This is a genomic window from Phenylobacterium composti DSM 19425 (genome assembly GCF_059568645.1).
The window spans coordinates 154,471-179,283 of the sequence record NZ_JCANTT010000014.1; the positions used below are offsets into that span (position 1 = coordinate 154,471).

The following is a 24,813-nucleotide window of genomic DNA, read 5'->3' on the forward strand; positions in this document are numbered from 1 at the left end:
GGGCCTTAATCCTTTTCCATGGTGCACTGCAGCGGGTGTTGGTGTCGCCGCGCCGTATCAACGACCTGGGCCACTTTTGTTTCCGCCACTTCGTATGTGTAGACTCCGCAGACGCCGACGCCGTGTTGATGAACGTGCAGCATTATGCGGGTCGCGTCTTCGCGCGATTTGTTGAAGAACTGCTCGAGTACGTAGACGACAAATTCCATCGGCGTGTAGTCGTCGTTCAGGATCAGAACGCGATACATCGACGGCTTCTGCGTCTTCGGCTTGGTCTGGGTGATCACGCTCGACCGAACGCCGGCGCCAACGTCACCTTCCTTGCGCTCGCTCATGGCTCCGATCTCCCTAGGCGCAAACACGCGCGCCGCCTTGATTAGATATGGAAGACGGCGCCTTTTGGAAGGGTCAAAGCGTCACGGCGCGGTGGAAAGCGTGCATGGCCACGCCGCCCGCCAATGCGCCGGACCGTCCGATCACTCTTCGTTGAGCGCCTTGGTCTTGAGCATCCGGCCCGAGGTGACGGCGTCCTTGCCGAACTTGGCGCGGATCGCATCCAGGGTCTTTTCGCTGGCCAGGGCCTTGCGCTCGGCCTCGGCGAAGAAATCCGCCGTGGCGGCTTCGGCGTCCACGAAGTCGGAGAGGCCGATGCCGATCAGCCGCCAGGGCCGGCCGGTCGCCTCTTTCGTCAGCAGCTCCCGGCCCACGGTGAACAGCGTCCGGGCGGTCTGGGTCGGCACGGCCACCGTGCGTCGCCGGGTGACGATCCGGAAGTCGGTGGTCCGAAGCTTCAACGTCACGACCCGGCCTGCGACGCCGGCGGCGCGGGCCTGGCGGGCCACCTTCTCGCAGAGCGGGGCCAGCATGTCCTCGAGGTCCGCCACCCGGGAGAGGTCCTCGTTGAAGGTGGTCTCGGCGCTGATGCCCTTGCGCTCCTCGTTGGGGTTCACCGGCCGGGCGTCCTCCCCGTGGGCGAGGCGCGAGAGCCGCAGGCCGTGGGCGCCCCAGCGCTCGGCCAGCAGCTTGACGTCGGCCCGGGCGAGGTCGCCCACCGTCCGGAAGCCGGCCTTCTCCAGCGAGGCGGCCATGGCCGGCCCGACGCCCGGGAGAACGCCCACGGGCTTGGGGGCCAGAAACGCCTGGGCCGTCCGCGCGCCGATCACCGAAAAGCCCCGGGGCTTGTCGAGGTCGGAGGCGATCTTCGCCAGGAACTTGTTGGGGGCGAGGCCGATGGAGACGGTAAGGCCGGTCTCGGCCTCGATCCGCGCCTGCAGGCGGGCCAGGGTCACCGCCGGCGGGGCGCCGTGCAGCCGCTCGGTGCCCGACAGGTCCATCCAGGCCTCGTCCAGGGACAGGTTCTGCACCAGCGGCGTCAGCTCGGCGGCCAAGCCCAGGATGCGCTTGCTCTCGGCCCGGTACTTGGCGAAGTCGGGCTTGATGACCACCGCCTCGGGGCAGGCCTTGAGGGCCTTGAACATCGGCATGGCCGAGCGCACGCCCTTGATCCGGGCGATGTAGCAGCAGGTGGTCACCACGCCGCGCTTGCCGCCGCCCACGATCACGGCCTGATCGCGCAGCTCGGGTCGGTCGCGCTTTTCGACGCTGGCGTAGAAGGCGTCGCAGTCCATGTGGGCGATGGAAAGTTCGCCCAGCTCCTCGTGGACAACCACCCGCGGCGAGCCGCAGACGGGGCAGCGCCGAACCTCGTCCGCGCCGGTCCAGAAGCAGTCCCGGCACAGGGCCCGCAGGGGCGTCTTCGCTGGCGCCGTCATGCGGGCCACAGCCAGGCCGCGCCGCGCACGCCCGAGCTGTCGCCATGGCGGGCCTTGCGGATCGGCGTCTCGAAGACGTCGGAGAAGACGTGCGGGGCGATCGCCGCGGGCAGGCGCGTGTAGAGGGCGTTCACGTTCGACATGCCGCCGCCCAGAACGATCACGTCCGGATCCAGGAGGTCGACGATGACCGCCAGGCCGCGGCTCAGGCGGTCGATGTAGCGGGCGAGGGCGGGGCCGTCCTCGGCGGCGGCCTGTTCGGCGGGCCGTCCGGCGTCCCGGGCGAAGCCCGTCCCGCTGATCCACAGCTCCAGGCAGCCCCGGCGGCCGCACCAGCATGACGGCCCGGGCAGTTCCTCGGGCGTCGGCCAGGGGAGGGGCGTGTGGCCCCACTCGCCGGTCACCGCGTTACGGCCCACGATGGGGCGGCCGCCGATCGCCAGGCCCCCGCCGCAGCCGGTGCCCAGGATGGCGGCGAACACCACCTCGGCGCCCGCGCCGGCGCCGTCGGCGGCCTCCGAGAGGGCCAGGCAGTTGGCGTCGTTGGCGTAGCGGACCGGCCGCTCCAGCACCCGCGCCAGGTCCGCCGCGAAGGGGCGGCCGTTCAGCTGGGTGGAGTTGGCGTTGCGGATCAGGCCATCCCGCGGCGAGAGAGAGCCCGGCCCGCCTACGCCCACCCGCTCGGCCTTCACCCCGGCCTGCCGCTCGGCCTCGGCGGTGAGGGCGCGGACGGCCTCGAGGCCCATGTCGTAGTCCCGGGGCGTGGGCCCGCGGACCCGGGCCACGAACCGGCCCTCGCCGTCGAGGGCCGCCGCCTCGATCTTGGTGCCGCCGAAATCCACGCCGAAGCGGATCATGCGGCCGTTCTACCCGATTTGTTCCTCAGGCGCCCGCCTTGGCGAGATTGGGTTTCGGGATCGGAAAGGCGAAGGCGCCGTTCCGCGCCCGCTCCCGGGCCTGCTCGGCCCAGGCCCCGGCGAAGGCGAGGGGTTTGCCCGGCGTGGGCGCCTGCCGGGCGATCCGGACCGGCCGCGCCTTGAAGGCCGTGGCCACCTGGCCCCAGAGGTCGAGGTCCTCGGTGGGCGCGTCCTCGCCGGTGGCCGCCAGGCGCTCCGGCGCGGCCGCGAGGAAAGGATCGGCCGTGACGAGCTCCACCGGCCCGGCGGCGTCCTTCAGCGCCGCGAGCAGGGCGGACAGGGCCAGACGGTCGCCAGTGATGCGGCGGTCGCCCCCGGCCGCGCCGGAGACCGCGCCGCCGGCGCTGCGCACGAAGGCCCAGCCGCCGGTGCGGAAAGGGGCCGCGTAGGACACGGCCAGCCAGATGCGAATGCTGTCGGACATGGCTAGCGCCGTAGCGCCGCTTCGATGGCTTCGGCAAGCTCGGCCCAGTCGTCGATGCGCCGATGCCGCTCGGACGCCGGCGCCAGGGGGCGCAACCGCTCGTCCGCCACATGCTGGAAGGTGGTGGTGCCCGGCGAATGGTCGGCCACCGAGTCGAGGTTTGGCAGCAGGTCGTCCACGAAGGCGGTGCGGTGCGGCGTCTGCCGGGTGAGGGACGCTGCGATCGGCCCCTTGGGCCCGGTGTTCAGGATCAGCGGGTGCTTCAGGCCGTGGCTGGCCAGCCACTGGGCCCGCAGCCGCTCGGCCTGGGCGGGCGCGTTGGACAGGATCAGGATCTCGGCGTGGGCGGCCAGGCGGTTGAGGGCCGCGACGGCGCCCGGGGCCGGTTCGATCTCGTGGCAGTGGCTGGCGAAGAAGGCGTCGAACAGCGCCTTGCCCTCCTGCAGGTCCAGGTGCTGGGGCTCGCCGGGCCGGTAGATGTTCTGGAACAGGGCGAAGCGGTCGATGCGCATCTCCAGACCGCGGCCGGCGAGGAAGTCGCCGAACCCCTGCATGAAGAGGCCCAGCACCTCGTCCACGTCCACCAGTACGAGCGGCCGCTCCCGCGACAGGCCGAGCGCGTCGAGGCTCGGGGCGGGGCGATTGAGGGCGGCGGGCGGCTGGGTCTGCGGCAAGGTCTCGTCCAAACGCGGCTAACGAAGTTTAAGTATATCCGTGGGATCAAACCCGCACAGTTGGGGAAGGTCGCGTTCGCGGCCCGACCTCGAAGAAGGCGCCGGGTCACGAATGGCCAAGAAGGTCCTCATCGTCGAGGATAACGAGCTGAACATGAAGCTCTTTCATGATCTGCTCGAAGCCCAGGGCTACGACATCATCGAGACCCGTGAGGGTCTCGCGGCCTTGTCGCTCGCCCGCGAGCATCGCCCCGACCTCATCCTGATGGATATCCAGCTCCCGGAAATCTCCGGCCTCGAAGTCACCAAGTGGCTGAAGGAGGACGACGAGCTGGCCCATATTCCGGTGGTGGCCGTCACCGCCTTCGCCATGAAGGGGGACGAGGAGCGGATCCGCGAAGGCGGCTGCGAGGCCTACATCTCCAAGCCGATCTCGGTTTCGCACTTCCTCGACACCATCCGACGCCTGCTGGACTGAGGCCATGTCCGCCCGCATCCTCGTGGTGGACGACATCGAGGCGAACGTCCGCCTCCTCGAAGCCAAGCTGACGGCCGAATACTACGAGGTGCTGACGGCGTCCGACGGGCCCACGGCCCTGGCCATGACCGTCGCCGAGCGGCCCGACATCGTGCTCCTCGACCTGATGATGCCCGGCATGGACGGTTTCCAGGTCTGCCGCCGGCTGAAGGACGATCCCGAGACGCGGCATGTGCCGGTGGTGCTGGTCACCGCCCTGGACGGCCGGGCGGACCGGGTGGCGGGGCTGGAGGCAGGGGCCGACGACTTCCTGACCAAGCCCATCGACGACGTCATGCTGTTCGCCCGGGTGCGCTCACTCACCCGGCTGAAGGCGGTGATCGACGAGCTGCGTGAGCGCGAGGCGTCGGGCCGGCGCATGGGCGTGATTGCGGGCGCCGCCTCGCGCCTGGGCGGGACGGGCGGCCGGATCCTCATCGTCGACGACAATGTCCGCCAGGCCCAGCGGGTCAGTTCCGAGTTGTCGGTGGAGCACCGGCCGGTGATCGAGACCGAGCCGGACAAGGCCTTGCTGACCGCCAAGGGGCCCGTGGACCTGGTCATCGTCAACGCCGGAGCCAAGGCGTTCGACGGCCTGCGCCTGGCCGCCCAAATCCGCTCGGACGAGACCACCCGGGGCCTGCCGATCCTGGCGGTGGTCGATCCGGACGAGCGCCAGCGGACGGTGAAGGCCCTGGAGATCGGGGTGAACGACGTCCTCGCCCGGCCCATCGACCCCGGCGAGCTGGCGGCCCGGGCCAAGACCCAGATCCGCCGCAAGCGCTACACCGACTATCTGCGCACCAACCTCGACCATTCCCTGGAGCTGGCTGTCACCGACCAGCTCACCGGCCTGCACAACCGCCGGTACATGCAGGGCCAGCTCGAGGCGCTAATGCGCCGGGCCGCAGCCGACGGCGAGCCGGTGTCGGTGCTGGTCATCGACATCGATCACTTCAAGAAGATCAACGACAGCTTCGGCCACGACGTAGGGGACGAGGTGCTGCGCGAGTTCGCCGTGCGCCTGGCCTCCAATGTCCGGGCCGTGGACCTGCCGGTGCGCCACGGCGGTGAGGAGTTCGTGGTGGTGATGCCCCACACGGGCCTGGCCGACGCCCAGCGCATCGCCGAGCGCCTGCGCCTGCATGTGGCCGGCTCGCCGTTCCGGGCCATGGCGGGCGGCGACCTGCTCAGCGTCACCATCTCCATCGGCGTCGCGGCCAGCAGCGGCCCGGCCGACAGCGTCCAGGCCCTGCTGAAGCGGGCGGACGAGGCGGTCTATGAGGCCAAGTCCAGGGGCCGCAACCGCGTCATCGCCCGGGCGGCGTAGCCCCGGGGCGAGGGCGGATCCCAAAACGAAAAACGCCCGGCCGCGGGGCCGGGCGTCTTCATAGGAAGATCGAAGGTCGCGTCGACCTTACTTGATCTTGCCTTCGCGGAACTCGACGTGCTTGCGCGCGATCGGGTCGTACTTCTTCAGCACCATCTTGTCGGTCTTGGTGCGGGCGTTCTTCTTCGTGACGTAGAAGAAGCCGGTGTCCGCCGTGGAGTTGAGACGGATCTTGATGGAGGCGGGCTTCGCCATGTCAGGTCCTTAAATACGCGGGGCCAAACGGGATCGCACCGCCGGCGGGTGTTCGGAGAGGCGGGGAAAATACGAATCCTCGGCCGGAAGTCAATGACCGCCTCGCATCACGACGCTCGCGCCGCCGTTTCAGGGGGCGAGCGGGGCCGAATAGGGCGTGGCGACCAAGGTCTTTTCCTCGATCTCGCCCACGAGTCGGCCATGGTCGGCGGCGGTGATGCGTTTGATCTCGGCCCATTCGGCGTCGGCCATGAACGCCGCCCAGGCCGCCTTCATCTCGGCCTCGTCCTTCCACTGCAGAAGATAGACGAACTCGGTGCGGTCTTCGCGCTTGGCCTCCCACATGGACAGGATCTTGAAGCCATGACGGGCCATGATCCGGACCGCGTGGTCCCGGAAGCGGTCGTGAAAGGCGGCCTTGTTGCTCTCGAAGATCTCATAGACGCGGAGCTGGTTGATCGGTCGCCCCTCCTCGGCGGCCTTGGCGGCGGCCGGGACGGTGAAGATCAGCAGCAGGGCGGCAAGCAGGCCACGGAGCATGGCGAAGGCCCCATTTAACGGCGCTTCAGAGGTAGGCGGGGCGTCCCGCGACGCGATCCTTGTAGCGCAAATATGGCCGAGGTCGGGCGGGATCGCTCATCCGCAGCTCGGCTTCGCGGATCATCACCCGCGTCACCGTGGGCAGCGGCAGGTCCAGGGCCTCGCCGAACTCCACCCAGGCGATCTCCTCCAACTCCCCGCAGTCGGGCTGGCGCTCCAGGCTCATCAGCCGCTCGGCGTCGGCCATCAGGAACCAGGTGTCGAATCGCTTGCCGACGCTGGGCGGGGTGACGGCCCGGGCGATCACCTCCAGAGCCTCGAGGTCGGGCAGGGCGCCCTGCTGGACAAAGGGCCGCCACGGGCCGGTCCGCGGCGGGGCCGGGGCCTGACGGGCGAGGAGCAGGCCGGCTTCCTCCCAGGTTTCGCGCACCGCCGCCAGGGCCAGGGCCCGGCCCTTGCCGACCTTGAGATGCGCGTCGAACACCGCGGCCGTCTCGGGCTTCAGGTCGGTGGCGAAGGGGGCGCGATAGTCGCTGCGGTCGATCCGCCCGCCGGGGAACACCCAGCGGTCGGGCATGAACGAGTGCCCGCCGTGCCGGCGGCCCATCAGCACCCGGGGCCTGGGCCCGTCACGGCGGATGATCATCACCGTGGCGGCGCTCTTGGGCCGCACCGCCTTCTGGCCGGCTGGGCGGGGCGGGCCTTCGGGCTTCAGGGGCAGGGCGGGCGCGTCGTCGGACATCGGCTCAACTGTGGCGGGGGAAATGGCGGCTGGAAAGCGTGACCCGGCGTCACGCTCCGGCGGGCAGGCGCGGGGCTCAGCGGCGGGGCTTCTTCTTGCCCTTGGACTTGGGCGTCCGGCCCGCGCCGCCGCCGCGCACCTTCGGACCCGACCGGCTCCGGCCGGGGCCGCGGAACTCCCGGTCGCCGCGGCTGCGCACGCCCAGCCGCGGCCGTGGGGCCGAGCGGTCGGGCGGGGCGGGCTCGCTCAGCATCTCGAACAGCAGGCCGCCGGTGAGCGGCGTCGCCTCCCGCAGGCGCACCTGCACGGTCATGCCCAAAGGCCAGCGCGCGCCGCTCCGCTCGCCCACCAGGGCGTGAGCCCGGTCGTCATGGATGAAATATTCGCCGCCCAGGCTGGAGACCGGCACGAGGCCGTCCGCCCCCGTCTCGGTGAGCCGCACAAAGAGACCGAAGCGCGTCACGCCGGTGATCTTGCCCTCGAACTCGGCCCCCACCCGGTCGGCGAGGAAGGCGGCGACGTAGCGGTCGGTGGCGTCGCGCTCGGCGGCCATCGCCCGCCGCTCGCAGGCGGTGATGTGCTCGGCCGTGCCCTTCATGGTGGCCACGTCGCGCTCGGTAAGGCCGTCATTGCCGAGGCCGAGGGCGCTCACCAGCGCCCGGTGGACCACCAAGTCGGCGTACCGGCGGATGGGCGAGGTGAAGTGGGCGTACTTGGCGAGGTTCAGCCCGTAGTGGCCGATATTCTCGGTGGAGTAGTGCGCTTGCATCTGGGTCCGCAGCACCACCTCGTTGACGATCTCGGCGTGCGGGGTGTCGCGGGTCTCGTCCAGCAGCCGGTTGAACCGCTCGGTGCGCGGCGGCTCGCCCTTGGTCCAGGGCAGGCCCAGAGTCGCCAGGAAGTCGGCAAGGTTGAAGATCTTCTCCTGGCTGGGGGCGTCATGGACCCGGTAGATCAGCGGGATCTTCTTCTGCTCCAGGGTCTCGGCGGCGCAGACATTGGCCTGGATCATGAATTCCTCGATCAGCCGGTGCGCCTCCAGGCTGGTTCTGGGGGTGATCGAGACCACCTGGCCGTCCTCGCCGATGACGATCTTCCGCTCCAGGCTCTCGATGGCCAGGGGCGAGCGGGCGTCGCGGCCCTTCTTCAGCACCCCATAGGCGGCCCACAGGGGCTTGAGCACGCCCTCCAGCAGCGGGCCGGTCTTGTCGTCGGGACGGCCGTCGATGGCGGCCTGAGCCTGTTCGTACGAGAGCTTGGCGGCGGAGCGCATCAAGCCGCGCACGAACCGGTGTGAGCGCTTGCGCCCGTCGGCCCCAAACACCATCCGGACGGCCATGGTGGCGCGGTTCTCGCCCTCGCGCAGGCTGCACAGGCCGTTGGACAGCCGCTCGGGCAGCATCGGCTCCACCCGGTCGGGGAAATAGACGCTGTTGCCCTTTTCGCGGGCCTCGCGGTCCAGGGCCGAGCCGGGCGTGACATAGGCCGCCACATCGGCGATGGCGACCCAGACGATCCAGCCGCCGGGATTGTTCTCGTCGGCGTCCGGTTCGGCGAAGACGGCGTCGTCGTGGTCGCGGGCGTCGGCCGGGTCGATAGTGATGAGCGGGACGTCCCGCAGGTCCTCCCGCCCGGCCAGGGTCGGCGGCTCGGCCGCCTCGGCCTCGGCTTCGGCCGCCTGGGAGAAGCCGGTGGGGATGCCGTGGGCGTGGATGGCCAGCAGCGAGGCGGCCCGGGGCTCGTCCTCGCGGCCCACCACCTCCAGCACCTTGCCCCGCTTGGGCCCGTACCGGCCCACGGAGCCTTCCACCTGGGCGACCACGAGGTCGCCGTCGCGCAGCTCGCCGCCGTCCGGCAGCACCAGGCTGTCCTTGGAGCGGCGGTCCACCGGCTCCAGCCGCACCTCGCGGCGGGCCTTGCGGACCACGCCCAGGATCCGGTGGGCGCTCTGGCCCAGGCGCTTGATCAGGCGGGCCTCGACCTCGCCGTTCTCCAGCCGGACGAAGCGGACCAGCAGCTTGTCGCCCAGGCCGGGGGCGGGGCCCACGACCTCGCCGCCCGGCGCCAGCGGCACGAGGGGAGCGTCCTCGCCCTTGATCAGGCGCACCATCAGGTCGCCGTCCGGACTGCGTTCCACGGCGGCGGCCACGCCGACTTCGGGCAGGGCGCCGGTTTCGGCCAGGCCCCGGCGGCTGCGGCGTGACAGCACGCCCTCGGCTTCCAGGTCGCTCAGCATCATCCGCAGGGCGCGGCGATCGGCGCCCTTCAGGCCGAAGGCCCGGGCGAGCGCGGCGCGGTCGGTCTCGCCGTGCTCGCGGATGTAGGCGAGCAGGGTGTCGCGGTCGGGCAGGCCCTGGGGAACTCGGGCGGGTTTCGTCTTTTGCGGTCGGGCCATGGCGCGGTGCTTAGCACAACGCCACGCCCGCGGCCCGGCTCCCGATCAGTTCGCCCCCGATCAGCCTGACGAGGTCAGGCGTCGGCCTTGGCCTTTTTCGCCGCCGGCTTCTTGGCGGCCGCCTTCTTGGCCGGCTTCTTCTTGCCGCCGCCCTTGGCTTCCCGCTCGGCCAGCAGCTTCACCGCCTCCTCGAGGGTGAGGGCCGCCGGGTCGGTCCCCTTGGGCACGGTGGCGTTGGTGGAGCCGTGCTTCACATAGGGGCCATAGCGCCCGGCCAGCACCCGCACGGGCTGGCCGTCCGCCGGGTGCGCGCCCAGGTCCTTCAGGGGCGCCTGGTCGGCCCCGCCGCCGCGCTTGCCGCCGGCGCGCTTGGTGGCGATCAGGTCGACGGCCCGGTTGAGCCCCACCTCGAACACCTCGTCCACGCTCGGCAGGTTGGCGTAGGTCCCGTTGTGCTGCACGAACGGGCCGTAACGGCCGATGCCGGCCAGGATCGGCTGGCCGTCCTCGGGGTGCAGGCCCACCTCGCGCGGCAGGCGCAGCAGCCGCAGGGCCTTTTCCAGGTCCATGTCGGCGGCGCTCCAGCCCTTGGGCAGGCTGGCCCGCTTGGGCTTCTCGCCCTCGCCGAGCTGCACATAGGGGCCGAAGCGGCCGGCCTTGAGCCAGACGGCTTCGCCGGTGGCCGGGTCGGTCCCCAGCTCCCGGTCGCCGCTGGCGCCGTCGCCTTCCACGCCGGGGGGGCCGAAGGGGCGGGTGTAGCGGCATTCCGGATAGTTCGAGCAGCCGACGAAGGCCCCCGTGCGGCTGGGCTTCAGGCTCAGCCGGCCCGAGCCGCAGCGCGGGCAGGCCCGCGGGTCCGAGCCGTCCGGCGTCGGCGGGAAGAGGGTGGACGACAGGCTCTCGTCCAGGGCGTCGATCACCTCGCGGGTGCCGATCTGGCCCAGCTCGCCGACCTTGGCGTTGAAGTCAGCCCAGAAGTTGCGCAGCAGCACCTTCCAGTCGAGGTCCCCCGCCGACACCTGGTCGAGCTGGTTCTCCAGCTCGGCGGTGAAGTCGTACTCGACGTACTTCCGGAAGAACTCCTCAAGGAAGATGGTGACGATCCGCCCCTGGTCCTCGGGCACGAACCGCTGCTTTTCCATGCGGACGTAGGCCCGGTCGCGCAGCCGCTCCAGGATCGAGGCGTAGGTCGAGGGCCGGCCGATGCCGAGCTCCTCCATCTTCTTCACCAGGCTGGCTTCGGAATAGCGCGGGGGCGGCTCGGTGAAGTGCTGGTCGGCCTGGGCCCGGCGGACGGTGGCCTCGGCGCCTTCCGCCACCTGCGGCAGGCGGCCGCCTTCTTCGTCCTCGGGATCGTCCTGGCCTTCCTCATAGACCGCGAGATAGCCGGGGAAGGTCACCACCTGGCCGGTGGCGCGCAGGCCGGTCTGGCCGTCGGCGCTCTCCAGGTCGATGGTGGTCCGCTCGATGCGCGCGGCCTCCATCTGCGAGGCGATCATCCGCTTCCAGATCAGCTCGTAGAGCCGGCCGAGGTCGCCCTCCAGGCGCAGCTTGCCGGGATTGCGGGCCAGGCTCGTGGGGCGGATGGCCTCGTGGGCCTCCTGGGCGTTCTTGGCCTTGGTGGAATAGAAGCGCGGCTTCTCGGGGACGTAGTCCTTGCCGTACAGCCCGGCGATCACGGCTCGGGCCTCGTCCAGGGCTTCGGGCGCGGTCTGCACGCCGTCGGTCCGCATGTAGGTGATGAGACCCACCGTCTCGCCGCCGATGTCGACGCCTTCGTACAGCTTCTGGGCCGCCTGCATGGTGCGCTGAGCCGAGAAGCCCAGCTTGCGGGCGGCTTCCTGCTGCAGGGTGGAGGTGGTGAAGGGCGGCGGCGGCGAGCGCCGGCCGGGCTTGCGCTCCACCGCGGCGACCTTGAAGGCCGCGGCTTTCACCGCGTCCCGGGCCGCGAAGGCCGCGGCCTCGTTGGCGAGGTCGAACTTGGAGAGGCGCTTGCCCTGGTGCTTCACCAGCCGGGCGGTGAAGGGATCGCCGCCGGCGGCCACCTCAGCCTCGACGGTCCAGTATTCCTGGCTCTTGAAGCGCTCGATCTCGAGCTCGCGGTCGACGATCAGGCGCAGGGCCACCGACTGCACCCGCCCGGCGGACTTGGCGCCCGGCAGCTTGCGCCACAGCACTGGCGAGAGCGTGAAGCCCACCAGGTAGTCCAGGGCGCGGCGGGCGAGGTAGGCCTCCACCAGCTCCATGTCGAGGTCGCGCGGATTGGCCATGGCCTCGGTCACGGCGGACTTGGTGATGGCGTTGAACACCACCCGCTGGACCTTGGCGTTCTTCAGGGCCCGCTTCTTCTGCAGGACCTCCAGCACGTGCCACGAGATGGCCTCGCCCTCGCGGTCGGGGTCGGTGGCGAGGATCAGGCGCTCGGCGCCCTTGGCGGCCTCGGCGATCTCGGACAGCCGCTTGGCGGCCTTGGAGTCCACGTCCCACGACATGGCGAAGTCGTCGTCCGGGCGCACCGAGCCGTCCTTCGCGGGCAGGTCGCGGACGTGGCCATAGCTGGCCAGCACCTTGAAGTCGGGCCCCAGGTACTTGTTGATGGTCTTGGCCTTGGCCGGGCTCTCGACGATGACGACGTTCATAAAGGTGGTCTGGTCCCCTTGAGAGGCGCGGAAGGTGGGGGCGGCCTAGACCCCCTGTCAACGGCCAGCAAGACGCATACGAGGCGAGCCCCTAAAGGGGCTCACGCGGAACTGACCATGCCGCCGGGCAGCAATTCGGCCCGGCCGGCCAGCGAAAGCTCCACCAGGGCGGCGAACACGGCCGGGGCCGGCGCGCCGGTGATCCGCACCAGTTCGTCGCGGCTGACGGGCGTGGGCGAGAGCAGGTCGGCGACCCTGCGGAGCAGCGCCGGATCGCCGTCGGCCGGGGCTGGCGGCCGGTAGCGGGCCCGGTCCGGCTCGCCCAGGTCGCGCAGGCCCTCCAGGGCCCGCAGCACATCGTCGACGCCTTCGCAGATGGCCGCGCCCTGCCGGATCAGGTCGTTGGCGCCCCGGGCTCGGGGATCCAGCGGCGAGCCGGGCACGGCCAGCACCTCGCGTCCCTGCTCGGCGGCCAGGCGGGCGGTGATCAGCGAGCCGGACCGCAGCTCGGCCTCCACCACCACCACCGCCCGGGAAAGGCCGGCGATGATGCGGTTGCGGCGGGGAAAATCCTTGGCCACGGCCCGGCGGCCGGGCTCGTTTTCCGACACCACGCAGCCCTCGGCCACGAGGCGGTCGTACAGCGGCCGGTGCTCGGGCGGATAGACGTCGTCCACCCCGCCGCCCAGGACCGCCGCCGAGCCCGTGGGCAGGGAGCCCTCGTGGGCGGCGCCGTCGATGCCCCGGGCCATCCCCGAGACCACCACATGGCCGGTCCGGCCCAAGTCGGCGGCCAGGCCGCGGGCGAAGCGCTGGCCGGCGGCGGAGGCCACCCGTGCTCCCACGACGGCCACGCAGGGGCGGGAGAGCAGTTCGGCCCTGCCGCGCACCCAGATCAGCGGCGGCGGCGGGTCGAGGGCCGCCAGCGGCAGGGGGAAGTCGGGCTCGCAGGCGGCGATCAGCCTGGCGCCCAGGGCCGCGCCGGCCTCAAGTTCCGCCTCGGCCTCGGCTTCGCTCGGGACCGCCAGGGGTTTCATGCGCCCGCCGCGCCGGGCGAGGTCGGGGAGGGCGGCCAGGGCCAGGGCAGGCTCGCCGAAACGCCCGATGAGCTGGTCGAACGTCACCGGCCCGACGTTCTCGGTCCGGGCCAGCCGCAGCCAGTCGCGGCGCTGGGCGTCGGAGAGCTTGCGGATCACTCTGTCTTGGAGTCCCCGATGCGCGGCTCCTCGCCCTTGAGCAGGCGGCGGATGTTCGGCGCGTGGCGGACATAGATCAGGATGGCCATGAACAGGGCCATCAGGGCGATGGGCTCGGGCCGCTTCACCAGGAACACGAAGGCGGGGGCGAGGGCGGCGGCGACCAGGGCCGCCAGGGACGAGATGCGGAAGACGAAGGCGGTCACCAGCCAGGCCGCGCCCGCCAGCACGCCCACGGGCCAGGCGGCCGCCAGCAGGGTGCCGAAGAAGGTGGCGACGCCCTTGCCGCCCTTGAACCGCAGCCAGACCGGGAACAGGTGGCCCAGGAACGCCGAGGCTCCGGCGAGGGCGGTGAGGGCGGCCTGGGCCTCGGCCGACGCCCCGCGCGTCGCAAGCCAGGCGAGGAACACCGCCGCCGCGCCCTTGCCGCCGTCGCCCAGCAGGGTGATCAGCGCCAGGTCCTTGCGCCCGGTGCGCAGGACGTTGGTGGCCCCGATGTTGCCCGAGCCGATGGCGCGCACGTCGCCCGCGCCCCCCAGCTTGGTGGCGATGACCCCGAAGGGGATCGAGCCCAGAAGGTAACCGCCGACCAGGGCGGCGCCGGTCAGGACGGCGTTCAGAGATTCGGACATGGTCGCTCCCCCAGTGCAGGAGGGGAGTCCTAGCGGCCGGGCGCGCGAAGTCTAGAACGGCAAGCGCGACTATGGAAACGAAAAGAGAACGAAGGGCCGGCCCGGCCCCGCCGTCAGGCCGAATGGACGGTGCGGCCGGCGACCACGGTCCGCAGCACCTTGCCCTGCAGGCGGCGGCCGTCGAAAGGCGAGTTCTTGGACTTGGAGACCAGCTTGTCGGCGTCGATGACCACCGGCGCGTTCGGGTCCACCAGCACCAGGTCGGCGGGAGCGCCCTTGGCGATGCGGCCGGCGGGCAGCCCCAGCAGCTCGGCCGGGGCGGCGGTCACCGTGCGGATCAGGTCGATCAGCGGGATGCGGCCCTCGTGATGGAAGGCCAACAGGGCGGCCAGCAGGGTTTCCAGGCCTACGGCGCCGGGGGCGGCCTCGTCATAGGGCAGGCGTTTGTCCTCGGCCGGGGCGGGAGCATGGGCCGAGACGATCACCTTGATCAGGCCCGAGGCCACGGCGTCGATCACCGCCTGGCGGTCGTCCTCGCTGCGCAGCGGCGGGTCCAGCTTGCAGAAGGTCCGGTAGTCGCCGATGTCGAGCTCGTTGAACGACAGGTGGTTGATGGAGGTGGTGGCGGTGGCGTTCACCCCGCGCTTCACCGCCCGCTCGAAGCTCTCCAGGGCCCCCGCGGTGGTCAGCTGGTCGACGATCAGCTTGGCGCCGGTGGTCTCGGCGAGGGCGAGGTCCCGCTCCAGCATGATCTTCTCGGCCACCGCCGGCACGTTCGGCAGGCCCATGCGCGCGGCGAATTCGCCCGAGGTGGCCGCAGCGCCCGCCGACAGCCATGGGTCGGCCGGCCGGTGGGCCACGGGGGTGTCGAACGCCTTGGCGTAGCTCAGCACCCGCTGGAAAACCTTGGAATTGACGATCGGCCGGTCGGCGTCGGTCACATAGAGGCAGCCCGCCTCATGCATCAGACCGATCTCGGCCATCCGCTCGCCCTTGGCGCCCTTGGTGGCGGCGCCGGCGGGATAGACATTGACCAGCTCGATGTCCCGGGCGCGCCGCAGGATGAAGTCCACCACCGCCGGCTCGTCGACCACGGGCGAGGTGTCGGGCTGGACCACGATGGTGGTGACGCCGCCCGCCGCCGCCGCGCGGCCGGCCGACTTCAGCGTCTCCTTGGTCTCGAAGCCGGGCTCGCCGGTCTTCACCCGGATGTCGATGAGGCCGGGGATCAGCAGCTTGCCGCCGCCGTCCACCACCTCCACGTCGGCGCCCAGGGCGCCGAGGTCGCCGCCCTGGGCGATGTCGGCGACGGCGCCGTCGGCGACCACTACCGCGCCGGGGCCGTCGTAGCCGGACGCCGGGTCGAGCAGCCGGACGTTGGTGAAGGCGACGGGACGGGCGCTCATCGTTCGTTGTCCAGGCGCGTCGCCAGGGAGGTGAGCACGGCCATGCGGGCGGCGACGCCCATCTCCACCTGGTCCTGGATCAGGCTCACCGAGAGGTCGTCAGCGACCTCGGAGTCGATCTCGACGCCGCGGTTCATGGGGCCGGGGTGCATCACCCGCACGCCCGGGGCGGCGAAAGCCAGCTTCTCGCGGTCGAGGCCATAGAAGCGGAAATACTCGCGCTGCGAGGGGGCCATGACCCCGTCCATGCGCTCGAGTTGGAGGCGCAGCATCATCACCACGTCGCAGCCGGCGATGCCCTGGCGCATGTCGTGGAACACCTCGACGTTCCAGCGGTGGGCTGCGCCCGGGATCAGGGTGGGCGGCCCCACTAGGCGCACATGGGCGCCCAGCATCTGCAGCATGGCGATATTCGACCGCGCCACGCGGCTGTGCAGGACGTCGCCGCAGATCGCCACCTTGAGGCCGGCGATGCGGCCGAAGGCCCGGCGCATGGTCAGGGCGTCCAGCAGGGCCTGGGTCGGGTGCTCGTGCTGGCCATCGCCCGCATTGACCACCGAACAGCCCACCTTCTGCGACAGCAGCGCGGCCGCGCCCGAGGAGGAGTGGCGGATCACCAGCAGGTCGGGCTGCATGGCGTTCAGGGTCACCGCCGTGTCGATCAGGGTCTCGCCCTTAGCGATGGACGACGAGCGCGGGCTCATGTTGACCACGTCCGCGCCCAGGCGCTTGCCGGCCAGTTCGAACGAGGACTGCGTCCGCGTCGAGTTCTCGAAGAACAGATTCATCAGCGTGCGACCCTTGAGCAGGTCGAGCTTCTTCGAGGTCTGGCGGTTGAGGCTGACGAAGCCGTCGGCGAGGTCGAGGAGGTTCGCCACCTCCACCTCGTTCAGGTCTGTCACGGACAGGAAATGGCGCTTGGGGAAGGCGAAGGTCCGCTGCAGGACCTCATTCAATCCGGTAGGGGCGCCGCTCATCTCGATGCGGCGTCATAGGGGGGTTTTCGACGCGAGGGAAGGGCGGGGCTTAACCGACCGGCGTTCGTCCGCGCCGTTGACGGGCGTGCGCCGGGCGGCGTCAGGGCGCCTGGTTGCGCAGGCGATCCAGCGCGCCCTGGAGGATCCAGGCGGCCGCCATCTTGTCCACCACGTCGGCCCGGCGGGCCCGGCTCATGTCGGCCTCGTCCACCAGCATGCGGTTCACCGCCATGGTCGACATCCGCTCGTCCCAGAAGGCGATGGGCAGTTCGGGCCGCAGGCGCAGAAGGTTGCGGGCGAAGGCGCGGTTCGACTGGCACCGGGCGCCCTCGGCGCCGTCCATGTTCACCGGCAGGCCGATGACGATCCCCGAGGCGCGCCGGCTCTCCATCAATTTGAAGAGCGCCGCCGCGTCGTCCGTGAACTTGGTCTTGCGGATCAGCTCCAGGGGCGAGGCCACCATGCGGGTGGCGTCGGAGACGGCGACGCCTATGGTCTTTTCACCCAGGTCGAGGCCGACCAGGGGAGTGTTCGGCGCCGCCGCGGCGGGCAGTTCAAGGAGATCGATGACGGCCATCGGGTCGTCATAGCTTGCAAAATGACGCGCCGCACGGCTAACCCACGCGCCTGAGTTTCAAGGAGGGCCCCATGGCCATCGACGCCGCGACCGTGCGCAAGGTCGCGAGGCTCGCCCGGATCGCCGAGCCGGAAGACAGACTGGAATCGCTGGCCAGGGAACTGTCCGGCATCCTGAACTGGATCGAGCAGCTCAACGAGGTGGACACCGACGGCGTCGAGCCGCTGACCACCTCGGTGGAGACCGCGCTGCCCATGCGCGATGACGTCGTCACCGACGGCGGCGATCCCGCCCGGGTGCTGGCCAATGCGCCCAAGGCGGAAAAGAACTTCTTCGTTGTGCCGAAGGTGGTCGAGTAATGGCCGAGCTGACCTCGCTCACCCTGAAGGCGGCCCTCGAGGGGCTGCAGTCCAAGGCCTTCTCGGCCGTGGAGCTCACCCAGGCGCATGTGGAGGCCGTGGAGGCCGCCCGGGCGCTGAACGCATACGTGGTCGAAACGCCCGACAAGGCGCTGGAGATGGCCAAGGCGTCCGACGAGCGCCGCGCCCGCGGCGAGGCTGGCCGCCTGGAAGGCGCGCCCCTCGGCATCAAGGACCTGTTCTGCACCGAAGGCGTGGAGTCCACCGCCGCCTCCAAGATCCTGCGCGGCTTCAAGCCCACCTACGAGTCCACCGTCACCGCCAACCTGTGGCGCGACGGGGCGGTGATGCTGGGCAAGCTGAACATGGACGAGTTCGCCATGGGCTCGTCCAACGAAACCTCGGCCTGGGGGCCGGTGGCCAACCCCTGGCGGGCGGAAGGCGGGAACGCCAAGCTGACGCCGGGCGGCTCGTCGGGCGGTTCGGCCGCGGCGGTCGCGGCGGACCTCTGCCTGGGCGCCACGGCCACCGACACCGGCGGTTCGATCCGTCAGCCCGCGGCCTTCACCGGCACCGTCGGCATCAAGCCGACCTACGGCCGCTGCTCCCGCTGGGGCGTCGTCGCCTTCGCCTCATCGCTGGACCAGGCCGGTCCGATGGCCCGCACTGTCGAGGACGCGGCGATCCTGCTGACCTCCATGGCCGGTCACGACCCGAAGGATTCCACCAGCCTGCCAGTGGAGACGCCCGACTTCGCCAGCTTCTGCGGCAAGTCCGTGAAGGGCCTGCGCGTCGGCATCCCGAAGGAATATCGGGTCGACGGCATGCCGGCCGAGATCGAGCAGCTCTGGGAACAGGGCATCGCCTGGCTGAAGGAGGCCGGCTGCGAGATCGTCGAGGTGAGCCTGCCGCACACCAAGTACGCTCTGCCGGCCTACTACATCATCGCCCCGGCCGAGGCGTCCTCGAACCTCGCCCGCTATGACGGCATGCGCTACGGCCTGCGGGTCGAGGGCGCGAACCTCGCCGAGACCTATGAGAAGACCCGCGCCGAGGGCTTCGGCGCCGAGGTGAAGCGCCGAATCCTGATCGGCACCTACGTCCTCTCGGCCGGCTACTACGACGCCTACTACCTGAAGGCCCTCAAGGTGCGCCGGCGCATCGCTGACGACTTCGACCAGGCCTGGCAGAAGGTGGACGCCCTGCTGACCCCGACCGCGCCCTCGGCGGCCTTCGCCCTGGGCCAGAAGTCGGACGATCCGGTGGCCATGTACCTCAACGACATCTTCACGGTGACGGTGAACCTGGCGGGCCTGCCGGGCATGAGCGTGCCCGCCGGCCTCGATTCGCAGGGCCTGCCGCTCGGCCTGCAGCTGATCGGCCGCAACCTCGACGAGGGCACCCTGTTCTCGCTGGGCTCGGCCATCGAGAAGGCCGCCGACTTCAAGGCCAAGCCGAAGAAGTGGTGGTGAGCGCCTGAGCCGAAGGCCTGGAATCAGAAACGCCCGCCGGGGTCCGGCGGGCGTTTCGCGTTTCAGACGGCTCGGCTCTTAGAGCTTGTCGAACTCGGCCTGGATTTCCTTGAGCTTGGCGTCGTCAATGGCGCCCTGGCTCAGCGGCGCGACCTGGGCCAGCGTCATGGTGCCGATCTGGTCGTAGAAGGCGCTGATCTGGGGCAGGGCCTGCTCCAGGGCCGCCTTGGCCTTCTCGTTCTTGATGATCTCGCCGATCGGCGTGCTCTCCACCGACAGCTTGTCCGACGCGGCGGCCGCGGCGGCGCCGTGATCGGCGTGGTTATGCTCCTGAGCGAGCGCGGGGCTCGCGAGCAGGGCCGCGGCGACGGCGGCGAGGGCGATAGTCTTCATTCGGGTGTTCCTTCCCCCAGGTTTCTGAACGCCGTTAGGCGCACGCAACCTTGAGGCCATTTCATGGCCTTTGCGCAAGAGGGTGCGTGATCGTGCTTCACCTCGCGCGCGAGCGGGATTAGGGAACGCCGCATGAGCGAAGCCGCCAACACCAAGCTGATCCAGGGCCGCACCGGTCCGTGGGAAGTCGTCCTCGGCCTGGAAGTCCACGCCCAGGTCTCCTCGAACGCCAAGCTGTTCTCGGGCGCCGCCGTGGGCTTCGGCGCCGGGCCGAACGAACAGGTCAGCCTGGTGGACGCGGCCATGCCGGGCATGCTCCCGGTCATCAACCGCCACTGCGTGGCGCAGGCCATCCGCACGGGCCTGGGCCTCAAGGCCCAGATCAACCTGAAGAGCCGCTTCGACCGGAAGAACTACTTCTACCCGGACCTGCCGCAGGGCTATCAGATCAGCCAGTTCCAGCACCCGATCGTGGGGGAGGGCGAGGTCACCGTCGAGCGCGACGACGGCTCCACCTTCACCGTCCGGATCGAGCGGCTGCACCTGGAGCAGGACGCCGGCAAGAGCCTGCACGACCAAGACCCCAACTTCACCTATGTGGACCTGAACCGGGCCGGCACCGCCCTGATGGAGATCGTCTCGCGGCCCGACATGCGCTCGTCGGACGAGGCGGCGGCCTATGTGAAGAAGCTGCGCACCATCCTCGTCTATCTGGGCACCTGCGACGGCGATATGGAGAAGGGCAACCTCCGCGCCGACGTGAACGTGTCGGTCTGCCGCCCCGGCGCCTATGAGAAGTACCGGGAGACCGGCGACTTCAGCCACCTGGGCACCCGCTGCGAGATCAAGAACGTCAATTCGTTCCGCTTCATGCAGCAGGCCATCGAGTACGAGGCCCGCCGGCAGATCGAGATCCTGGAGGACGGCGGCAAGGTCGAGCAGGAGACCCGCCTGTTCGATCCGAACAAGGGTGAGACCCGCTCTATGCGCTCCAAGGAAGAGGCGCATGACTACCGCTACTTCCCCGACCCGGACCTGCTGCCGCTGGTGCTGGACCCGGCCTGGGTGAAGGAGATCGAGGCCAGCCTGCCCGAACTGCCCGACGCCAAGAAGGCGCGCTTCCAGTCGCAATATGGGCTCTCGGCCTATGACGCGGGGGTGCTGATCGCCGAACAGGCCAAGGCCGACTTCTACGAAGCCGCCGCCAAGGGCCGCGATCCCAAGCTTGTGGCCAACTGGGTCACCAACGACCTGGCCGCCAAGCTGTCGGCCGCCGGCCAGGATATCTCCGAATCGCCCATCGGCCCGGCGGCCATCGCCGAGCTGGTGCAACTCATCGAAGAGGGCGTGATCTCCTCGAGGATCGCCAAGGACGTCTTCGAGCGCATGTGGGCGGGCGAGGGCGGCGCGGCCGAGATCGTCGAGAAGCAGGGCCTGAAGCAGGTGTCCGACACCGGCGCCCTTGAGAAGATCATCGACGAGCTGATCGCCGCCAATCCGGGTCAGGCCGAGGCCGTGAAGGAAAAGCCCCAGGCCATCGGCTGGTTCGTCGGCCAGGTGATGAAAGCCACCCAGGGCAAGGCCAACCCGGGGACGGTCAACCAGCTCCTGAAGGCGAAGCTGGGCGTCTAGGAGGCTGGGCGTCTAGTCCGGCACCACGTCATAGACGCGCCCGTCGCGATCGGTGAGCACGAAGGCGTCGCCCGCGCGGCGCCAGGAATAGCCGGCCGGCGGCGGGCGCAGGCGATAGCGCGGATAGTCGGCCACCGGCGGGGCCCGATACTCGGGCGGCAGGCGTCCGCCCGGCCGCACGGCCGGCGGGCCATAGCCGCCGCGCGGCCCCTGGCCGGGCTCGCGACGGTCGTAGTTGCGGGCCTCGGGGCTGCGGGGGCCAGGATTGCGGGGTTCAGGGCCGCGCCGCTCGTGCCTGCGGCCGTCGTCCCCGCCGCGGGCTCGTTCAGGCCGCGCGCCGCGGCCGTCCTCGACTCGTCCGCGTCCATGACCTCGTCCATCGCCACGTCCTTGAGCGAACGCCAGCTCGGCCGCGATGGGCGAGGCGGTGACCGTCAGGGCGGCCACGAGGGTCAGGATCAGGCGTCGGTTCACGCCGCGAGTCTCCGATGTTGGCCAGTTCACGGCGCCGACCATGCCCCGGTCCGCGTGAACTGAGGCTGAACGCTCGCCGCCGTCGGACGCCGCGGATGTGGATGTCCCGGCCGCGGCGCCTTGTCACGGCCCGCGCTCTCGCCATCTATGCGGCTGGGCCGGCTCATCAATCAAGAAAGAGGGAACGACATGGCTTCGCCGATCGAGGTGCACTACTGGCCGACGCCCAATGGGCACAAGGTGACCATCGCGCTCGAGGAGATGGGGCTGCCCTACACGATCGTGCCGGTGAACATCGGTCGCGGCGACCAGTTCAAGCCCGAGTTCCTGGCGATCAGCCCCAACAACCGGATGCCGGCCATCGTCGATCCCGACGGCCCCGGCGGTCAGCCGATCTCGGTCTTCGAGTCGGGGGCGATCCTCCAGTACCTGGGCCGCAAGACCGGCCAGTTCTACGGCGCCGACGAGCGCGGCCGGGTGCAGGTCGAGGAATGGCTCATGTGGCAGATGGCCAACCTCGGCCCGAACAGCGGCCAGGCGAACCACTTCCGCAACTACGCCCCGGCCATGACCTCGGACCAGCGGCACCTCGCCTATGGGGCGATCCGCTACTCCAACGAGGTCCATCGCCTGTACGGCGTTCTGGAGCGCCGGCTGGAGAAGCACGAGTATCTGGCTGGGGACTATTCCATCGCCGATATGGCCACGGCCCCGTGGGTCAGCGCCTGGAAGGCCGTGGGCATCGACTTTGACGAGTTCCCCCGGACCAAGGCCTGGCACGAGGCCATCCTGGCCCGCCCGGCGGTGAAGCGGGCCCTGGAGCAGGGCGAGACGCTCCGGCGCGGCCCCGGTCTCAACGCCTCGGGCAAGGAGGCCGAGGAGGCCCGCAAGGTCCTGTTCGGCCAGCGCGCCCGCTAGGCGCCGCGTCTCGGCTGCGCCGCCCCGGATGAAGCCGGGGCGACCGCGGCCTTAACCATGTGTTCAGTCGAACGTTGGTTTTTGACGTCTCGTAGGGCCGAGCAGAGGCGCCGAGAATCGGAGCCGACGGCCCGTACAGGGACGCTGATCATGCTGGCGAGCATGGACACGAAGGTTGAAGGCCTGCCGCTCCCGACGCCCGACGCCACGGGCGACGAACTGTTCCGGCTGGGCCTCCTCTATTCCACGGGCCAGGGCGGTGCGCCGCTGGACTATGTCTCGGCCCACATGCTGTTCAACCTGGCCGCCATGCGCGGCTCGGTGGAGGCCAAGATCTACCGCAAGGAGCTGGCCGAGGAGATGGCCGCCGACGAGGTCGCCGAGGCCCAGCGGCAGGCCCGGGAGTGGCTGGCCCGGGGCTGAGCCGGGTCCGGCCGCCTCGGACGAAATTCCAGCTCATTTTGCCGGTTCACCCCGCTAGGCAGAGCGACCTTCCTCGGCTAATAACCGCCCTCCGCGGGCGGCCTGCCGCCCCGGCGAGCTGGTGACGTGGCCGAGTGGCTGAAGGCAACGGTTTGCTAAATCGTCATACGCGAAAGCGTATCGAGGGTTCGAATCCCTCCGTCACCGCCACTTTCTTCCCATAAAATCAGGTTCTTGAAGTCGGCTTTTGCGCCGGCGCGACGCGGTCTTCGACGGCGTGGCCGTGATGCGACCATCGGCGGGGCCGACTCGCGCCCGCGGCTTGCCTCGCCAGGGCCAAACAAAAGCGCCGGCCCCGAGGTTCGGGACCGGCGCTTAGGCGCAGGTCGGGGCAGGGCGGTCAGGCCGGCTCGGCGGCCTTGGCCGGGATCCCCGCATAGACGAAGGCCGCATCGTCCAGGTCGATGAGCGGCAGTTCGTCCTTCTCGGTCCAATAGTCCTGGCTGTGCTGCCACTCGGGCTTGTCCCCCCGGCGCGGCAGGAGGTGCATGCCGCGCATCAGGTAGCCCGGGTTGAAGTTCTCGGGATCGATCCAGGGCAGGAGCTTCATGTCCTTGTCCTCGGGCCGCAGGGCCACCTCGACCTTTCGCGCGCCCTTGGCGTCCATGTGCTTCAGCAGCCGGCAGACGAAGTCGGCCACCAGGTCCGCTCGCAGGGTCCAGCTCGCGCGGAAATAGCCGAACACCCAGACGAGGTTCGGCACGCCGGTGAACATCATGCCCCGGTAGGTCACGGTCTCGGAGAAGTTCAGGGGCTTGCCGTCCACCGTGAAGGCGATATCGCCGAGGACGTTCAGGTTGAAGCCGGTGGCGGTGATGATGATGTCCGCCTCCAACTCCTCGCCGGACTGCAGCCGGACGCCCTTTTCGGTGAAACGGTCGATGTGGTCGGTCACCACCGAGGCCTTGCCGCGGTTCACGCACTGGAAGATGTCGCCGTCGGGCACGAAGGCGATCCGCTGGCGCCAGGGGCGGTAGCTGGGGGTGAAGTGCTTGGCGGTGATCTCGGGGCCGACGAAGGCGCTGACCCCGGCCAGCAGCTCGGCGCGCACCGCCTCGGGCTCCTCGAACGAGCGGCGGGTGAACTCGGCCTGGTCGTGCAGCTGCTTGCGCCGGACGATCTCGTGGATCCAGCTCTCGTCGATCTTCAGCTTGCGCAGGGTGTCGGCCAGCTCGTTGGCGTTGCGGCCGGGCACGAAATAGGTGGGCGAGCGCTGCAGCAGGGTCACGTGGGCGCAGGTGTCGGCGATGGCCGGCGTCAGGGTGGCCGCCGTGGCGCCCGAGCCGATCACGATCACCTTCTTGCCGGAAAGGTCGATGTCGTCCGGCCAGGTCTGCGGGTGGACGATCCGGCCCTTGAAGTCGGCCATGCCCGGCCAGTCGGGGGTATAGCCCTCGGAGTGCCGGTAGTAGCCCTGGCACATCCACAGGAAGTTGCAGGTGAAGGCCACGGCCTCGCCGGTGTCGAGGCGCTCGGCCTCGATGGTCCAGAGGTTGTCGCGGCTGGACCAGCTGGCGGTGGTGATGCGGTGGCGGTAGCGAATGTGCCGGCCGAGGTCGTTCTCGTCGATCACCTCGCCCATGTAGCGCAGGATCTCCTCGGCGGTGGCGATCGGCGGGCCGACCCAGGGCTTGAAGCGGTAGCCGAAGGTGTAGAGGTCGCTGTCCGAGCGGATGCCCGGATACTTGTGGGTGAGCCAGGTGCCGCCGAAGCTCTCCAGCGTCTCCAGCACCACGAAGCTCTTGCCGGGGAGCTGATGCTTCAGGTGGTAGGCGGCGCCGACGCCCGAAATGCCGGCGCCCACGATCAGCACGTCGAAATGTTCGGCCCCGCTTGCAGCCCGCGGCGCCGTTGCGGCTTGGGTCATGGCGTCCTCCTCCGGCCGCGCTCGTGTGGCGCGGCTCCATCGCGCGGCAGGATCGGGCCGCCGCGCCATCCGCGATTTGATGCAGATCAAAGGTAACTGATCAACGATAACTTTAAGCGCCCGCCGATTGGGCGCCCGGGGTCGGCGCCGCCTGCGGCGTGGCTTTTCGCTGGTAACTGAACGCCGGTTAGCTATCCTGCGGCCAAGAACCAAGAACAGGGT

General features: G+C 70.2%; 25 protein-coding genes and 1 tRNA gene. 8 read left to right on the top strand and 18 right to left on the bottom strand.

Annotation, left to right across the window (positions count from 1 at the left end):
* Positions 1 to 5: 5 nt before the first annotated feature.
* The 5 genes from clpS to BO64_RS09485 all read right to left on the bottom strand — a co-directional run bounded on the left by clpS (position 6) and on the right by BO64_RS09485 (position 3,799).
* Positions 6 to 335 (bottom strand): ATP-dependent Clp protease adapter ClpS, encoded by a 330-nt coding sequence (clpS, locus tag BO64_RS09465; RefSeq protein WP_496403044.1) that lies wholly within the window; start codon positions 333 to 335, stop codon positions 6 to 8.
* A 141-nt stretch (positions 336 to 476) separates the two neighbouring features.
* Positions 477 to 1,772: a DNA polymerase IV gene (locus tag BO64_RS09470; protein ID WP_496403045.1), complete on the bottom strand. Its 1,296-nt coding sequence runs from the start codon at positions 1,770 to 1,772 to the stop codon at positions 477 to 479.
* On the bottom strand, positions 1,769 to 2,629 hold the full coding sequence (locus BO64_RS09475; protein WP_496403046.1) for an ROK family protein: 861 nt from the start codon (positions 2,627 to 2,629) through the stop codon (positions 1,769 to 1,771). Before BO64_RS09475 ends, BO64_RS09470 begins: the two co-directional genes overlap by 4 nt.
* 25 nt (positions 2,630 to 2,654) lie before the next feature.
* The gene (locus tag BO64_RS09480; RefSeq protein ID WP_496403047.1) at positions 2,655 to 3,113 is read right to left on the bottom strand and encodes a ribonuclease H; all 459 of its coding nucleotides are present in this window, start codon (positions 3,111 to 3,113) and stop codon (positions 2,655 to 2,657) included.
* A 2-nt stretch (positions 3,114 to 3,115) separates the two neighbouring features.
* Positions 3,116 to 3,799: a hypothetical protein gene (locus BO64_RS09485; protein WP_496403048.1), complete on the bottom strand. Its 684-nt coding sequence runs from the start codon at positions 3,797 to 3,799 to the stop codon at positions 3,116 to 3,118.
* A 100-nt stretch (positions 3,800 to 3,899) separates the two neighbouring features.
* Here BO64_RS09485 and BO64_RS09490 point away from each other — a divergent pair, with 100 nt between their 5' ends.
* Complete coding sequence (locus tag BO64_RS09490; RefSeq protein ID WP_496403049.1) at positions 3,900 to 4,265, top strand: response regulator; 366 nt, start codon at positions 3,900 to 3,902, stop codon at positions 4,263 to 4,265.
* 4 nt (positions 4,266 to 4,269) lie between these two features.
* Positions 4,270 to 5,634, top strand: coding sequence for a PleD family two-component system response regulator (locus tag BO64_RS09495; RefSeq protein WP_496403050.1), 1,365 nt, complete (start codon positions 4,270 to 4,272; stop codon positions 5,632 to 5,634).
* An 87-nt stretch (positions 5,635 to 5,721) separates the two neighbouring features.
* Here BO64_RS09495 and rpmG read toward each other — a convergent pair whose 3' ends face one another.
* The 10 genes from rpmG to ruvX all read right to left on the bottom strand — a co-directional run bounded on the left by rpmG (position 5,722) and on the right by ruvX (position 16,993).
* Positions 5,722 to 5,889 (bottom strand): 50S ribosomal protein L33, encoded by a 168-nt coding sequence (gene rpmG / locus BO64_RS09500; protein ID WP_496403051.1) that lies wholly within the window; start codon positions 5,887 to 5,889, stop codon positions 5,722 to 5,724.
* Between the two features lie 129 nt (positions 5,890 to 6,018).
* Complete coding sequence (locus BO64_RS09505) at positions 6,019 to 6,429, bottom strand: NIPSNAP family protein (protein WP_496403052.1); 411 nt, start codon at positions 6,427 to 6,429, stop codon at positions 6,019 to 6,021.
* Between the two features lie 25 nt (positions 6,430 to 6,454).
* Complete coding sequence (locus BO64_RS09510) at positions 6,455 to 7,171, bottom strand: NUDIX hydrolase (RefSeq protein WP_496403053.1); 717 nt, start codon at positions 7,169 to 7,171, stop codon at positions 6,455 to 6,457.
* Positions 7,172 to 7,247: 76 nt separating this feature from the next.
* Positions 7,248 to 9,566 carry a ribonuclease R gene (rnr, locus tag BO64_RS09515; protein WP_496403054.1) on the bottom strand — a complete coding sequence of 773 codons (2,319 nt, stop codon included), beginning with the start codon at positions 9,564 to 9,566 and terminating at the stop codon, positions 7,248 to 7,250.
* Between the two features lie 74 nt (positions 9,567 to 9,640).
* The gene (gene topA / locus BO64_RS09520) at positions 9,641 to 12,205 is read right to left on the bottom strand and encodes a type I DNA topoisomerase (RefSeq protein WP_496403055.1); all 2,565 of its coding nucleotides are present in this window, start codon (positions 12,203 to 12,205) and stop codon (positions 9,641 to 9,643) included.
* A gap of 101 nt (positions 12,206 to 12,306) precedes the next feature.
* A complete protein-coding gene (gene dprA, locus BO64_RS09525; protein WP_496403056.1) occupies positions 12,307 to 13,401 on the bottom strand; it encodes a DNA-processing protein DprA in 1,095 nt (364 codons plus the stop codon).
* Positions 13,398 to 14,033 carry a glycerol-3-phosphate 1-O-acyltransferase PlsY gene (plsY, locus tag BO64_RS09530; RefSeq protein ID WP_496403057.1) on the bottom strand — a complete coding sequence of 212 codons (636 nt, stop codon included), beginning with the start codon at positions 14,031 to 14,033 and terminating at the stop codon, positions 13,398 to 13,400. Before plsY ends, dprA begins: the two co-directional genes overlap by 4 nt.
* Positions 14,034 to 14,146: 113 nt before the next feature.
* On the bottom strand, positions 14,147 to 15,439 hold the full coding sequence (pyrC, locus tag BO64_RS09535) for a dihydroorotase (protein ID WP_496403058.1): 1,293 nt from the start codon (positions 15,437 to 15,439) through the stop codon (positions 14,147 to 14,149).
* Entirely contained in the window at positions 15,436 to 16,416 is a 981-nt protein-coding gene (locus BO64_RS09540; protein ID WP_496403059.1) for an aspartate carbamoyltransferase catalytic subunit, read from the bottom strand. The genes pyrC and BO64_RS09540 overlap by 4 nt, the downstream gene beginning before the upstream one ends.
* A 100-nt stretch (positions 16,417 to 16,516) precedes the next feature.
* Positions 16,517 to 16,993, bottom strand: coding sequence for a Holliday junction resolvase RuvX (gene ruvX, locus BO64_RS09545; RefSeq protein ID WP_496403060.1), 477 nt, complete (start codon positions 16,991 to 16,993; stop codon positions 16,517 to 16,519).
* A 71-nt stretch (positions 16,994 to 17,064) separates the two neighbouring features.
* Here ruvX and gatC point away from each other — a divergent pair, with 71 nt between their 5' ends.
* Both gatC and gatA read left to right on the top strand, forming a co-directional pair.
* A complete protein-coding gene (gene gatC, locus BO64_RS09550) occupies positions 17,065 to 17,352 on the top strand; it encodes an Asp-tRNA(Asn)/Glu-tRNA(Gln) amidotransferase subunit GatC (RefSeq protein ID WP_496403061.1) in 288 nt (95 codons plus the stop codon).
* A complete protein-coding gene (gatA, locus tag BO64_RS09555) occupies positions 17,352 to 18,824 on the top strand; it encodes an Asp-tRNA(Asn)/Glu-tRNA(Gln) amidotransferase subunit GatA (RefSeq protein WP_496403062.1) in 1,473 nt (490 codons plus the stop codon). The genes gatC and gatA overlap by 1 nt, the downstream gene beginning before the upstream one ends.
* A gap of 78 nt (positions 18,825 to 18,902) precedes the next feature.
* Here gatA and BO64_RS09560 read toward each other — a convergent pair whose 3' ends face one another.
* On the bottom strand, positions 18,903 to 19,217 hold the full coding sequence (locus BO64_RS09560) for a hypothetical protein (RefSeq protein WP_496403063.1): 315 nt from the start codon (positions 19,215 to 19,217) through the stop codon (positions 18,903 to 18,905).
* 132 nt (positions 19,218 to 19,349) lie between these two features.
* Here BO64_RS09560 and gatB point away from each other — a divergent pair, with 132 nt between their 5' ends.
* Positions 19,350 to 20,849 (top strand): Asp-tRNA(Asn)/Glu-tRNA(Gln) amidotransferase subunit GatB, encoded by a 1,500-nt coding sequence (gene gatB / locus BO64_RS09565; RefSeq protein WP_496403064.1) that lies wholly within the window; start codon positions 19,350 to 19,352, stop codon positions 20,847 to 20,849.
* Positions 20,850 to 20,861: 12 nt separating this feature from the next.
* Here gatB and BO64_RS09570 read toward each other — a convergent pair whose 3' ends face one another.
* Positions 20,862 to 21,323, bottom strand: a complete 462-nt coding sequence (locus tag BO64_RS09570; RefSeq protein WP_496403065.1) for an RcnB family protein — start codon at positions 21,321 to 21,323, stop codon at positions 20,862 to 20,864.
* Positions 21,324 to 21,512: 189 nt separating this feature from the next.
* On the opposite strand from BO64_RS09570, the gene BO64_RS09575 reads away from it, so the two are divergent.
* The 3 genes from BO64_RS09575 to BO64_RS09585 all read left to right on the top strand — a co-directional run bounded on the left by BO64_RS09575 (position 21,513) and on the right by BO64_RS09585 (position 22,874).
* The gene (locus BO64_RS09575) at positions 21,513 to 22,241 is read left to right on the top strand and encodes a glutathione S-transferase family protein (protein WP_496403066.1); all 729 of its coding nucleotides are present in this window, start codon (positions 21,513 to 21,515) and stop codon (positions 22,239 to 22,241) included.
* 150 nt (positions 22,242 to 22,391) lie between these two features.
* Complete coding sequence (locus tag BO64_RS09580; RefSeq protein ID WP_496403067.1) at positions 22,392 to 22,664, top strand: sel1 repeat family protein; 273 nt, start codon at positions 22,392 to 22,394, stop codon at positions 22,662 to 22,664.
* A gap of 120 nt (positions 22,665 to 22,784) precedes the next feature.
* Positions 22,785 to 22,874 (top strand) — tRNA-Ser (locus BO64_RS09585).
* 190 nt (positions 22,875 to 23,064) lie between these two features.
* Here BO64_RS09585 and BO64_RS09590 read toward each other — a convergent pair.
* Positions 23,065 to 24,591, bottom strand: coding sequence for a flavin-containing monooxygenase (locus tag BO64_RS09590; protein ID WP_496403068.1), 1,527 nt, complete (start codon positions 24,589 to 24,591; stop codon positions 23,065 to 23,067).
* Positions 24,592 to 24,813: the final 222 nt, after the last annotated feature.

What these genes read in the sequence shown, in the direction of transcription:
- ruvX (WP_496403060.1), bottom strand. Translation starts at nt 16,993, where the DNA reads ATGGCCGTCATCGATCTCCTTGAACTGCCCGCCGCGGCGGCGCCGAAC.
- topA (WP_496403055.1), bottom strand. Translation starts at nt 12,205, where the DNA reads ATGAACGTCGTCATCGTCGAGAGCCCGGCCAAGGCCAAGACCATCAAC.
- BO64_RS09590 (WP_496403068.1), bottom strand. Translation starts at nt 24,591, where the DNA reads ATGACCCAAGCCGCAACGGCGCCGCGGGCTGCAAGCGGGGCCGAACAT.
- BO64_RS09540 (WP_496403059.1), bottom strand. Translation starts at nt 16,416, where the DNA reads ATGAGCGGCGCCCCTACCGGATTGAATGAGGTCCTGCAGCGGACCTTC.
- BO64_RS09560 (WP_496403063.1), bottom strand. Translation starts at nt 19,217, where the DNA reads ATGAAGACTATCGCCCTCGCCGCCGTCGCCGCGGCCCTGCTCGCGAGC.
- pyrC (WP_496403058.1), bottom strand. Translation starts at nt 15,439, where the DNA reads ATGAGCGCCCGTCCCGTCGCCTTCACCAACGTCCGGCTGCTCGACCCG.
- BO64_RS09490 (WP_496403049.1), top strand. Translation starts at nt 3,900, where the DNA reads ATGGCCAAGAAGGTCCTCATCGTCGAGGATAACGAGCTGAACATGAAG.
- BO64_RS09510 (WP_496403053.1), bottom strand. Translation starts at nt 7,171, where the DNA reads ATGTCCGACGACGCGCCCGCCCTGCCCCTGAAGCCCGAAGGCCCGCCC.
- rpmG (WP_496403051.1), bottom strand. Translation starts at nt 5,889, where the DNA reads ATGGCGAAGCCCGCCTCCATCAAGATCCGTCTCAACTCCACGGCGGAC.
- BO64_RS09470 (WP_496403045.1), bottom strand. Translation starts at nt 1,772, where the DNA reads ATGACGGCGCCAGCGAAGACGCCCCTGCGGGCCCTGTGCCGGGACTGC.
- gatC (WP_496403061.1), top strand. Translation starts at nt 17,065, where the DNA reads ATGGCCATCGACGCCGCGACCGTGCGCAAGGTCGCGAGGCTCGCCCGG.
- clpS (WP_496403044.1), bottom strand. Translation starts at nt 335, where the DNA reads ATGAGCGAGCGCAAGGAAGGTGACGTTGGCGCCGGCGTTCGGTCGAGC.
- BO64_RS09505 (WP_496403052.1), bottom strand. Translation starts at nt 6,429, where the DNA reads ATGCTCCGTGGCCTGCTTGCCGCCCTGCTGCTGATCTTCACCGTCCCG.
- BO64_RS09480 (WP_496403047.1), bottom strand. Translation starts at nt 3,113, where the DNA reads ATGTCCGACAGCATTCGCATCTGGCTGGCCGTGTCCTACGCGGCCCCT.
- BO64_RS09475 (WP_496403046.1), bottom strand. Translation starts at nt 2,629, where the DNA reads ATGATCCGCTTCGGCGTGGATTTCGGCGGCACCAAGATCGAGGCGGCG.
- gatB (WP_496403064.1), top strand. Translation starts at nt 19,350, where the DNA reads ATGAGCGAAGCCGCCAACACCAAGCTGATCCAGGGCCGCACCGGTCCG.
- rnr (WP_496403054.1), bottom strand. Translation starts at nt 9,566, where the DNA reads ATGGCCCGACCGCAAAAGACGAAACCCGCCCGAGTTCCCCAGGGCCTG.
- BO64_RS09575 (WP_496403066.1), top strand. Translation starts at nt 21,513, where the DNA reads ATGGCTTCGCCGATCGAGGTGCACTACTGGCCGACGCCCAATGGGCAC.
- BO64_RS09580 (WP_496403067.1), top strand. Translation starts at nt 22,392, where the DNA reads ATGCTGGCGAGCATGGACACGAAGGTTGAAGGCCTGCCGCTCCCGACG.
- BO64_RS09495 (WP_496403050.1), top strand. Translation starts at nt 4,270, where the DNA reads ATGTCCGCCCGCATCCTCGTGGTGGACGACATCGAGGCGAACGTCCGC.
- plsY (WP_496403057.1), bottom strand. Translation starts at nt 14,033, where the DNA reads ATGTCCGAATCTCTGAACGCCGTCCTGACCGGCGCCGCCCTGGTCGGC.
- gatA (WP_496403062.1), top strand. Translation starts at nt 17,352, where the DNA reads ATGGCCGAGCTGACCTCGCTCACCCTGAAGGCGGCCCTCGAGGGGCTG.